This window comes from Sphaerochaeta sp. UBA5849, assembly GCA_002432715.1.
In the GTDB taxonomy this organism is placed as follows: domain Bacteria; phylum Spirochaetota; class Spirochaetia; order Sphaerochaetales; family Sphaerochaetaceae; genus Sphaerochaeta.
This window is the reverse complement of record DJGJ01000048.1, coordinates 1-11162: the sequence shown is the minus strand read 5'-3', so window position 1 is coordinate 11162 and position 11162 is coordinate 1. Positions and strand designations below refer to the sequence as shown.

The 11162-nt window shown below is 43.3% G+C and carries 10 protein-coding genes; 7 read left to right on the top strand and 3 right to left on the bottom strand.

What is annotated here, in order from left to right; translation table 11 throughout:
* Positions 1 to 116: 116 nt before the first annotated feature.
* Entirely contained in the window at positions 117 to 857 is a 741-nt protein-coding gene (locus tag B3K89_RS08315; RefSeq protein ID WP_345907259.1) for a response regulator transcription factor, read from the bottom strand.
* A complete protein-coding gene (locus tag B3K89_RS08310; protein ID WP_345907258.1) occupies positions 835 to 2613 on the bottom strand; it encodes a sensor histidine kinase in 1779 nt (592 codons plus the stop codon). The genes B3K89_RS08315 and B3K89_RS08310 overlap by 23 nt, the downstream gene beginning before the upstream one ends.
* Before the next feature lie 155 nt (positions 2614 to 2768).
* On the opposite strand from B3K89_RS08310, the gene B3K89_RS08305 reads away from it, so the two are divergent.
* From B3K89_RS08305 to B3K89_RS08275, 7 genes are all read left to right on the top strand, one after another.
* Positions 2769 to 4094: an ABC transporter substrate-binding protein gene (locus B3K89_RS08305; RefSeq protein ID WP_345907257.1), complete on the top strand. Its 1326-nt coding sequence runs from the start codon at positions 2769 to 2771 to the stop codon at positions 4092 to 4094.
* A gap of 136 nt (positions 4095 to 4230) precedes the next feature.
* Positions 4231 to 5130: a sugar ABC transporter permease gene (locus tag B3K89_RS08300; RefSeq protein WP_345907256.1), complete on the top strand. Its 900-nt coding sequence runs from the start codon at positions 4231 to 4233 to the stop codon at positions 5128 to 5130.
* 51 nt (positions 5131 to 5181) lie between these two features.
* The gene (locus B3K89_RS08295) at positions 5182 to 5976 is read left to right on the top strand and encodes a carbohydrate ABC transporter permease (RefSeq protein WP_345907255.1); all 795 of its coding nucleotides are present in this window, start codon (positions 5182 to 5184) and stop codon (positions 5974 to 5976) included.
* Positions 5977 to 5984: 8 nt separating this feature from the next.
* On the top strand, positions 5985 to 6527 hold the full coding sequence (locus B3K89_RS08290; RefSeq protein WP_345907254.1) for a hypothetical protein: 543 nt from the start codon (positions 5985 to 5987) through the stop codon (positions 6525 to 6527).
* Positions 6528 to 7001: 474 nt separating this feature from the next.
* Positions 7002 to 8168 carry a Gfo/Idh/MocA family oxidoreductase gene (locus B3K89_RS08285; protein WP_345907253.1) on the top strand — a complete coding sequence of 389 codons (1167 nt, stop codon included), beginning with the start codon at positions 7002 to 7004 and terminating at the stop codon, positions 8166 to 8168.
* 40 nt (positions 8169 to 8208) lie between these two features.
* A complete protein-coding gene (locus B3K89_RS08280; RefSeq protein WP_345907252.1) occupies positions 8209 to 9300 on the top strand; it encodes a Gfo/Idh/MocA family oxidoreductase in 1092 nt (363 codons plus the stop codon).
* 68 nt (positions 9301 to 9368) lie between these two features.
* Positions 9369 to 10532, top strand: coding sequence for an MFS transporter (locus B3K89_RS08275; protein ID WP_345907251.1), 1164 nt, complete (start codon positions 9369 to 9371; stop codon positions 10530 to 10532).
* Positions 10533 to 10783: 251 nt separating this feature from the next.
* On the opposite strand, the gene B3K89_RS08270 is transcribed toward B3K89_RS08275, so the two are convergent.
* A complete protein-coding gene (locus B3K89_RS08270) occupies positions 10784 to 11011 on the bottom strand; it encodes an ATP-binding protein (RefSeq protein WP_345907250.1) in 228 nt (75 codons plus the stop codon).
* Between the last annotated feature and the right edge of the window lie 151 nt (positions 11012 to 11162).

Genomic DNA, 11162 nt, shown 5'->3' with positions numbered 1-11162 from the left:
CCTGCCTCTATCTATGCTCAATCAACGATGAACGATGTAAATTCCTTGATTCTTGGGCAAATGTTCAAGATTGGGTACTCATCTATGCCATACGATTTCTCAATCGGTAACAGCGGTCAAAGGCTCCTTTGCTGCATATATTGCTTTGGAGTCATCTTTGTATATTTTTTGAAAAGCTGGCTGAAATACTGTGGGTTGTTCCCACAGCCGACCAGTTCGGCCACCTCATATACCTTGTAATCAAAATTGCGGGATAGAAGCCGTTTTGCCACTTCCATTCTCTTTTGATTGAGGTAGGTCGAGAACTTCATGCCTACCTCTTTCTGAAACTGCTTGCTTACATAGTCGGGACTAAGGAAGATATGCTGCTCAGACACCTTTTTGAGTGTCAGGTTTTCATCCATGTAGTGCTGATCGACATATTCGATTAATTCTCGGATTTTTGGCTTAAAATCGTTGCCAAAAGGAAGATCTCGCTTTTTCTGACGACAAACGGCACAGACGTCCTTCACCGCATCGATGAGCTCTGCATTCTTGCATGGCTTGAGCAGATAGTGTCGTACTCCATACCGCATTGCCTCTTTTGCATATCTGAAATTATCATGACCGGAGAGGATGATGAACTCAATCTGGGCGTTATCCTTGAAGAGTCGCTCGATCAATTGTAGACCCGAATAACCCGGCATTTGAATATCGGTAAGAATGATGTCAGGGTAATCATCTATGACTGATTCATAGGCCTCCATCCCGCTCTTACACACGGAGACCACTTCTATTCCCAATGCGGTCCAATCTATCAACGTACTCAAGGACTCCCGTATTATGTGTTCATCATCAACAATCATCATTCTGAGCATCTACTTCCTCCTTCCTTATGCAAGGTATTGTGATCTGGACGACAGCATTCTCCTGATTATTGTAGAGCTTCAACCCATAGGATTCTCCATAAGTAAGCTGGATTCTTTGTTGGATATTGAGCAATCCAATACCGAATCCCGAGACTTCGACCTCTTTCTGTTCCAACTTATGAAGAAAGTCATCCTCAAATTGGGATCCACTGTTCTGGATTCTGACTTTCAACTCATCAGCATCTCTTTGTACAGAAATTTGGATGTGGCATTGTTCCCCATCGATCTCCAATGAATACCTGATTGCATTCTCAATAATTGGTTGCAATACCATGTGGGGAAAACAGAAGTCATAGAAAACTTCGCTGCAATTCAGTATATAGGTCAGTTGATCGCCATAACGGATTTGCTGGATATTCAAATAGTGTTTTACAAGTTCAATCTCCTCTCTCATTGTAAAATACTTCTTCTCACTCAAGCTTCCCCGGAGCAGGAAGGACAAGGATTCAATAATCTCTGTTGTCACAGAATCACCTGCGAGCTTAGCACGCCAGTTGATTGAGTCCAATGTATTGAAAAGGAAATGGGGATGTATCTGAGTCTGAAGATATCGCAATTGTGATTCCTTATACAAAAGCTCATTCTTGTAGTTTACTTCCACCAGTTGCAGGATATCCTTGGTCATCTTTTCAAACGTTGAATATAAAGCTCCTATTTCATCTTTCCTATTGATAAAGTGGTCCTTGATGGATGCAAGCGGTTCAATGGAATTACCGAAAGTCTTCATATTGACCACGAGCTCATGAATTGGTTTGGAGAATGAGTTCCTAAGTATGTTGTAGGTAATCCTGACCGAGAGCAGGCCCACAGCCGATACAATGAGAATCAGAAGAAGCCTCAGCAGATTGCTGGTTTTTAGTATCTCTTTATAAGGTAAAAGTGTAAATAACTTCCACTGCAGGAAAATATCACGACCTATGACCATATAAGGACCATCCGAATTGCCAAGGATCGAGTAATCTTTATTCTTGTAATCGATGCTATGGAGCTGTGAAGAATCAAATAAAGCATCAGAACAAAATATGGTGTTGAAAGTTGAATCAAACAGTACGTATTTAATCTCATTCAGGTTCATATGCTCTGGGACAATCCTGCTAAAGAGTTGCTGAGGATCAATGGCAATAATCAGCGTCCCAAGATAGTCGAATCTGGGTTTCTCAAATCTCCGTATCGGGTACACAAGAAATATTCCATAATCCTCGCTGTACTCAGTTACATAAAAACTTCCATAGGAGTCTTGTGCTCTAGCAAGAAGATCCGACTTTATCTCCTTGGGCAAAATGTGGCTTTTTGGAGTATAGGACTGAGCAACCATTTCCTGTCCATCAATCAAGATGTATTGCACATGGAAATTCTGAAGCTGATCATAATAAATAGAAAGTATGGTACTTATTCCATCTATGGCGTTCACCAAAGAGTTATAACCACCCACGTCCTTAAGGTCGATGAGTAGATTTTGAATCTCCTTGTCTGACACTATGATACTGGAGAATTGCTGGATGGTTGTTAATTTTTGACTCAGATTCTCCGTTGCCAAGAGAATGTTCGTGGTTACCTGTTCGAATAGCTGATGATTGTTGAACTCCATCACCGTGTAAAAAAGACCAAGGGTAATCAAAAGTGTGATAAAAATTGATATTGCTACCACAAAAATGATCTTCTTTCGTATCGAGATGAAGTTTGAGTACCGTTCGATTAATCCCATCCTGCCCTCTTATCAAATCGTTCAAAGTATACCATGAGGAGGGGAACCATTGTAAAAGCGTTAGGATTTTTGCACAAAAAAGTCTGTTTTTTGAATTCTCTTCTCAAATCAACCAACTATACTTGAACATATCAATACTCCAAAGGAGGGGCATTATGAAAAAAAGAGGTAATACAAGATGTATGTCTATTGTGATGATCATCTGTATGTTACTTTTACTCACAACAAATGTGATGGCTACCGGTGTGAGAGAAAAGGCTGATACTGCAAAAGAGATAGAACTCTCTTTCGGGTGGTGGGGAGCAGAAGGCAGACATGCCTACACCCAGCAATTGAGCAAACAATTTGCAGAGATGAACCCAGGTACATCATTTACTTTCCAGCCGAACAGTTGGGGAGGGTACTGGGAAAAGATAGCTGTCCAAGCAGCCGGCGGCAAACTTCCGACCATCATGCAGTTCTATATCAGCTACATTCCAACCTATGCAGACAACAATCTGCTTCTCGATTTGACACCCTATGTTGAAGATGGAACCTTGGATATTAGCACCATCGAAGAAAACCTGCTGAAAACTGGATACTACAAAGGGAAACTTGTCACGATTCCTCTTTCCATGAGTGCCAGAGCTGTTGTATGTAATCCTATAGCACTCCAAGAGGCGGGTATACAGATGCCCTCGAAAGATTGGACTTGGGACGACTATGAAAAAGTAGCGATTGAGTACACCAAGAAAACCGGAAACTATGCAATCGATGGATATTCCAACCATTGGATGCAGATGCAGTTGATGCTTTTGCAACAGGGCTACCAAATTTTCAATGAAGATGGCACCGGCTTGGCTTTTGATGATTATACCCCATTATTGGAATTTTACAGTCATTGGAAGAGAATGGTAGACAACGGTTGTGTCTACACCCCGGATGTGAATGCAACAAGAAAACAGATTCCTTCTGAGCAATCTTTCTTAGCACAGAATCTAGCGGCATTCAAATATGATTCCAACACTATGCCTGGCTGGACTGGTAATCAGAGCCTCAAGCTACTCCCGGTTCCCTATAGAAACGGTAGTGTCGGTGAAGATGTCAACTGGGCAATCCCAGGCTTATCATTCTCCGTCTCGGCCAAAGCAGATGAAGCTACAGCAAAAAAGGCAGCTCAGTTCATCAATTGGTGGCTTAACTCAGAGGAAGTTGCAGAGGTACAAGGAACAGAGCGTGGATTCCCTGCATCTATAGCTGTGCAGAATTATCTGAAACAGAAAGAATTGACAGCCTTGCAACAGAATACATTTGAATATTTTGCATACCTGCAGGAGCACTCAGGCCCAATGCCTCCTATTGATCCTAATGGGGCCTTCGAAGTCAGTGACCATGCCACAATCATCCTCGAAGAGTTGCTCTCCGGGAAGATTACTGTGGATGAAGCGGCGAAAAAGGCTTATAAGGATTTTACAGAAATCCTTGTAAGAAACAACAATTAAATTTTTACATTAATAATAGCTGAGGCAAAGAGCCGGTATTCAACTCCGGCTCTTTGACCCTACAAGAAAACCCTACAGCTGTCATAGGGATAGGGCTTGTCTCTCCATGCACAATGTTCAATTCGAGGAGAACATGATGAAAAGCGGGTCACTTCATAAAGAGCAAAATCTACTGGCATATTTTCTTTTGGGTCCCTGGTTATTTGGCTTCTTCCTTCTTTTTTTAATTCCTATGCTTTCTTCGCTCTATTTTTCTTTTACTTCATTTAATATGCTCAGTCCACCTAGGTTCATCGGTGCAGCTAACTATGTACGGCTTGTTAATGATCCCGATTTCTGGCTGTCGTTGAAAATCACATTCAGCTATGTCCTAATGGTCGTACCGCTTCGTCTTGTTGTTGCCCTTGTTATTGCATTGCTCTTGTCCATCCCAAGCAAATCTAGCGGTATCTATAGAACCATTTTCTATATACCATCGGTAATAGGTGGCAGTGTAGCTGTTTCAATCATCTGGAAACAGATTTTTGGAAATCCAGGAGTAATCATGACTTGGCTCAACCAGATAGGAATTCCCATGAAAACCTCTCTGTTGGGCAATGAGAATACAGCTCTGCTGGTAATCGTATTGATGGGAATTTGGCAATTCGGCTCATCGATGCTCATCTTTCTGGCAGCTCTCAAACAGATTTCCAGAACTTTCTATGATGCCGCACTTATCGAGGGAGCAAACCCAGTACAGAGATTTCTAAAAATTACCCTTCCGATCATCACTCCTACCATTTTCTTCAATCTCATGTTGCAAATCATCAATGGTTTCAAAGTGTTCAACGAAGGATACATCATCACCGAGGGAGGACCGAACAAAGCCACTCTCTTTTACGTATTGAATCTCTACAATCGAGCTTTCCGATATCTTGATATGGGCTACAGCAGTGCACTTGCCTGGATCTTGGTTGTAATCATAGCCTTGATATCGGCATTTATTTTCAAGACTCAGAACAAATGGGTGTTCTACGAACAGAAAGAGGGTAAATAAATGATATCTCAAAAGCGAACATATCAGATTCTGTATCATACTGCGGCCATTTTGATAGCCATCACCATGATTTATCCCCTTCTATGGATGCTCATGAGCTCCTTCAAGGCTAATAATGAAATCTTTATCACTGCAACAAGTTTGATCCCAAAGACATGGGATATCAGACATAATTACAGCAACGGATGGAAAGGCATCTTGGGTGTAGGTTTTTGGGTGTTCATCCTCAACAGCCTGCTTGTAGCATCCATCTCGACCTTAGGTGGTGTTTTTTCCTCACTTCTAGCGGGCTACGCCTTTGCCAGGCTGAAATTCAAAGGATCCAGAATTTTCTTTGCCTGTGTAATGGTAACCATGATGATTCCTCCCCAAGTAATGATAGTTCCTCAATACATCATATTTAAATATCTTAATCTGATTGATAATCGTTTAGCAATGATTTTGCCTTGGTTGTTTGGATCGGCGTTTTTCATCTTTCTTATCATGCAGTTCTTTCGAGGCATACCGATTGCTATGGATGAAGCTGCAGAGATTGATGGATGCAACAAGCTTCAAACCTTGTTTTTGGTGCTGCTGCCCAATGTAACTCCTGCATTGATCACCAGTTCGATTTTCTCCTTCTACTGGTCTTGGCAGGATTTCTTCAACCCACTGATATTCATGAACACAACCAAGAAGTTCCCGGTATCCTTGGGGCTCAGACTGTTTCTTGATCCTGAAAGTGCCAGTGAATACGGAAGCATGCTTGCGATGTCTACCCTATCTATCATCCCGGTGCTGGCAATCTTCATCTTCTTCCAAAAATATCTTGTTGAGGGAACGGTTAAAAGCGGAATAAAAGGATAAGAAGGAACATGAGAGACAAACAGCTGCCCGAGAAGAAGCCTGAACGCTATAAGCGACTCTTCTCTTCTGAAAAAGGAACACCCATCATTACCAGGACCAGTACATGGGAAACAGAACAGGGTGGATATATCCCACTAGAGGGCTATGATTTTCCAAGACAGTGGAAGGAATACATGTACTTAAACATCAAAAGCCATGCGTCGGTATGGGATAACCGGACTATCAATGACAATCTTCTTCCCTCAAAAAAATCTTTCTATGGAATTGCGGAACATAGCTCATTTTTTGGAGGAAGCGTATCCTACGGTGGCGATACCAGTTATCACCATCCCATTCTAGAGTCACTGGATGAAATTTCCACCTTAGAGTTGGAGGAAAACAACCCACACTATAAGATGCTCCTTGACAGCATGACCTGTACACACAAAACTAATCCAATACCCTCACTCAGAGGTGCAGAATCGCCTCTTGATATTGCCAATGCAATGAGAGGCAACAATCTTTTTCTGGGTATATATGAGGCCGTGAAAATGATGTACACAGTCTTCTGAACAAGTGCGGTAATGTGCTTCTTTGGAGTCTTGAAAACCAATTTTCTTGTGTATATGCAATCGATGGAGGGGTCATCACAGGATTTGGAATATGTATGAACGGTATGGTCTACCTTACAGCCAGAAAGTACTCGAACACTATGAGGGCGTACTTGTGAACATACATGGACTTGGGACCCATATCCTTCCACAGCTTTGTTCGATGAAAAATCTTCTCGTCGTCCACATTGAAGCAGATCCAAACCAACCAACCCCATTAGAGATTTTCAAAAGCAACGAGAATATTTTTCGAGACAAGATTATCATGACGCGCCTTGATGCGAAGGAGTATTAAGACAATCGGGATTTCCTGCAGGATAAACGAACCATTTTACAGATTGCCCCATCAAGTATGGATGAAGCTCAAGAACTAGTCTCTTGTGTTCGGGCAATGCACAAATAGCAATATGGTACCTACCACAAGGAGAAAATACTATGATAAACGTAGCAATCATCGGGGCTGGAAACATCAGCGGAGCTCACATCGACGGATACAAGGCTTTTCCTCAAAGGTGCAAGATTGTAGCTCTGGTTGATATCAATCGTGACAAGGCTCAGATGAGGATAGAAAAGGAACATTTGTCTGTGCCCATTTATGACAGCTTACAGACGCTCTTGGAGGAGCAGGAGGTTCAGCTGGTTAGTATCTGCACACCCCCTTTTACGCATAAGGACCTTGCCATACAAGCATTACAAGCAGGAGTGAATGTGCTTCTTGAAAAACCGATGGCTAGCTCACTACAAGAGTGTGATACCATTCTTGAGGTAGAAAAAGCAAGCACTGCCAAACTCTCGGTTGTAGCTCAGAATCGTTTTCGCAGCCCGGTTTGGAATATGAAGAAAGTCCTTGATGAGGGTCTGATAGGAAAACTTCTCCATACACAGATTAATTCCTACTGGTGGCGAGGGTATCCTTATTATGATCTCTGGTGGAGAGGTACTTGGGAAAAAGAAGGTGGTGGTTGCACATTGAACCATGCCGTGCATCATATCGACATGATGCTCTGGCTTACTGGGATGCCCAAGGAACTGACTGCGATGATGGCTAACCTAGCCCATGACAACTCAGAGGTGGAAGACATCTCTATGGCTCTTCTTCGTTATAACGATAAATCTCTTGCCCAGGTAACCAGCTCGGTGATCCACCACGGAGAAAAACAGGAAATCATCCTTCAAGGCAGTGCGGCACGTATCTCTGCTCCTTTGGAAATCGCTGCAAACATCACTTCCCCAAATGGGTTTCCGAATACAAACGAACAATTGGTGAATACAATCAAGGGAAGATTAGAGGAGCTCGGAGAATTGCCTCATCAAGGCCATGAAGGACAGATTGAAGATATGCTTGGTGCCATCGAACAGAACAGGGAGCCTCTTGTCAGCTCTCAGGATGGGAGAAACGCTATTGAGCTCATAATGGGTATCTATAAAGCAGCCACTGAACAAAAGCATGTATCCTTTCCTCTTGGCAAGGAAGATCCCTTTTATTCGGTAAAAGAAATCTTAAAAGTAGCTCCGAGATTTTTTGAGAAAAAAAATTCCGTAGCTGATCAGGGAGACTATGAAATTACTCTTGGAAGTAATTACAAGAAGCCAAACGTATAAGGTGCAGTAAACATCTACAATAACATATGAGGAACACGATATGAGTACTACAAACAGAGCATCAGGAATGAACTATGCACCATCTGGAAAACCAGATCCGGTATGTAACAAGGGTGATTTCATATTTGCAGCAACGGCACTGGACCACGGGCATATTTATGGGATGTGCAATGGGCTGACAGAAGCAGGGGGTACCTTGAAATATGTCTTCGACTGCGATCGAGAACGTGCAGAAAAGTTCGCCGCTGCCTATCCAGGTGCGACTGTGGTCGACAATGAAGATCAGATCCTGCAAGACAAGGAGATAGCTTTGGTTGCAGGAGCCGCCATACCCTCAAAACGCTGTGATCTGGGTATCAGGGTGATGAACCATGGCAAGGATTACTTCACAGACAAGGCGCCCATGACCACTTTGAAACAGCTTGATCGGGCAAAAGAGGCTGTAACACAGACCGGTAAAAAGTACATGGTCTACTATAGTGAGCGTCTGCATGTTGAAGGAGCTGTGTATGCTGGACAATTGATCGATACGGGGGCAATTGGGAAGGTTATTCAGGTCATCGGGCTTGGGCCTCATCGTCTGGGAATTCGTCAAGGTTGGGATAGACCCGATTGGTTCTGGCAAAAAGAACACTATGGTGGAATTCTTTGTGACATAGGCGCTCATCAGATTGAGCAATACCTCTCTTACGCATCTGAAGAAGATGCAACGGTAGTAAAAAGTCAGATAGCCAACTACGCCAACCCAGATCATCCGGGATTTGATGATTTCGGGGATGCCATGCTGGTGGGAAACAACGGTACTACGAACTATTTCAGGGTTGACTGGTTCACGCCCGATGGACTGCCCACTTGGGGTGATGGTCGCACCATTATCTTGGGCACGAGGGGGTATATAGAGATCCGTAAATACATCGATATCGGCAGGGAGGGAGGAACCGACCACGTGTATCTTGTCGACGATACTAAAGAGTACCACCTTGATGTAGCTGGAAAGGTCGGCTATCCTTATTTCGGTAGTCTCATCCTTGACTGTTTGAACAGAACAGAAAACGCCATGACGCAAGATCATGCTTTCAAAGCTGCTGAACTCTGTTTGATTGCTCAAAGAGATGCTGTAAGAATTAATTAGCATAAGTCTATTAGAGGCCCCCAAGTGGAAAAATAGTTTTTCTCTTGGGGGCTATAAGAGGTTTTACTTTGAGGACTCATCCAATTCACCGACCGTTGCTTCTCGCAAGCGTCTTCATCATTCAGTTCTTGGCAGTCTATGACCTTGCGCTGATGTTCGCAATCGGGCCTACCATCGCTTTGCGCTACGGCATCCCCTCTGAGAACATCTCTTTGCTGCATACAGGCTACTTCATGGTCGGGATAGCAGTACCGCTCTTCGGCAAGCTATCAGCAAAATTAGGCTTATTGAGGACGATTCTCATTGGCACATCCTTCTATGCAGCAGGTATGATTGGAATCGCCTTTTCTGAAAACATGTTTCTGTATGCCGCGGCAAAACTCCTTGCAGGAGTCGGTTATTCAATCATACTGGCAATGATGCCGAACTTTGTCTTGATGATTGTCGGGGATGAGAAAGCCACATTGGGGAGCGCCATACTAAAATTCTCCTTTGCCCTGGCTTTTTTTATTGCCCCGTTCTCCGGTTATAAGATGTATGTCTTATTCGGTCCTCGATTATTGTACGTACTGTTATCAGCTCTCATGTCAGCTGCAAGCATCCTTTTTTTAGTGACGGCAGATTCGACGTATCCAATACCTCGAAGAGCCAAAGATACTTCGCTCATTCGTGAGAGTAGACCAAAGACACGCCTGCTTGTCATCATGGCGATTCTATCTCCTGCTCCCATCCTGTTTGTGAGCAATTTCTACAGCATTTATCTCTCAGACTTGGGGATAGCTGGAGAAAGAATCAGTTTATACTATACCGTCATGGGGCTGGGTTCCATTCTCTCGGCTTTTTTCATACTCTTTGCAAGTACCCGATTTGGAAAAAGGAAAAGCACCCTCTTGGGTCTTGCGGTCGCAACCCTCTCCCTTGTGTTTATCATGAAACCCGCTGGTCCAATGCTCTATCTTTCTTTGTTTTTCTTCTATTTTGGGTTTGATTTGTTCACCGGCTTGATGTATGTCATCAGCGCACTGAAATACAAGCAAGAAAGAGGGGCGTTGATTCCTCGCATGGCAATGGGTGTCAGCATAGGAATGGTAGGAACAAATTATTTGGCCAAACTGGTATACACCTTGCATGGATTCAGGGCAAATGTACTGCTTGGAGCTCTGTGCATGATACTCTGCATTCTCATCATAAAGAACGTATTCTTCAATGCAAAAGAACAGGAATCTCTCTGATGAGCTTGCTTTGCAACGGCATATCAACTCATACCATCTTCAAACACTACCGCAGCTTCAACTTTCTCATACGCCTCGATTCTAGCGTGGATATCGACTTCAGAGACAAACCAGTTGTTTTCACGACAAAGACGTATGAACCTGTCAACAGATTGGTGGCAAGCTAAAGGATTCTGCAGGTATTCACGAAAAACTATTTTGCCTGGTTACTATCTCCGTCGTATGGTCAATATCGATAGTAACTGCCTCATTTACGTATTGATTGCAAATATGAGAGGCAATTTCATAATGGTCTCTGAAGAAACAGCCTCCACAGCAAGGGCGACAGCCAAGGTAGTCTTTCCCAGTCCCGGAGGCCTGAGGAACAGGATGTTGGAGGCAGAGTCCGCCCAGGACAAATCCTTGAGCTGTGCTATCTGCGCCGGGAGTTGGAAAACTCGGACGACAGTAAAACCTTCTTTTTGAGTACAGTTACTCATCCTTGAGTAGGAATCATTGATTTGTTCAGCATTGATGAGTTCTGGCCCAGCATTGAAGATTACGACAATCCTGATGCAAAAATTACTATACAAAGTGGATCAAATACCGGTGTTCTCGGTGCAACAATCCTTCCAATATTTTTGACACTAA

What these genes read in the sequence shown, in the direction of transcription:
- B3K89_RS08315 (WP_345907259.1), bottom strand. Translation starts at nt 857, where the DNA reads ATGCTCAGAATGATGATTGTTGATGATGAACACATAATACGGGAGTCC.
- B3K89_RS08300 (WP_345907256.1), top strand. Translation starts at nt 4,231, where the DNA reads ATGAAAAGCGGGTCACTTCATAAAGAGCAAAATCTACTGGCATATTTT.
- B3K89_RS08280 (WP_345907252.1), top strand. Translation starts at nt 8,209, where the DNA reads ATGAGTACTACAAACAGAGCATCAGGAATGAACTATGCACCATCTGGA.
- B3K89_RS08270 (WP_345907250.1), bottom strand. Translation starts at nt 11,011, where the DNA reads ATGAGTAACTGTACTCAAAAAGAAGGTTTTACTGTCGTCCGAGTTTTC.
- B3K89_RS08290 (WP_345907254.1), top strand. Translation starts at nt 5,985, where the DNA reads ATGAGAGACAAACAGCTGCCCGAGAAGAAGCCTGAACGCTATAAGCGA.
- B3K89_RS08305 (WP_345907257.1), top strand. Translation starts at nt 2,769, where the DNA reads ATGAAAAAAAGAGGTAATACAAGATGTATGTCTATTGTGATGATCATC.
- B3K89_RS08310 (WP_345907258.1), bottom strand. Translation starts at nt 2,613, where the DNA reads ATGGGATTAATCGAACGGTACTCAAACTTCATCTCGATACGAAAGAAG.
- B3K89_RS08285 (WP_345907253.1), top strand. Translation starts at nt 7,002, where the DNA reads ATGATAAACGTAGCAATCATCGGGGCTGGAAACATCAGCGGAGCTCAC.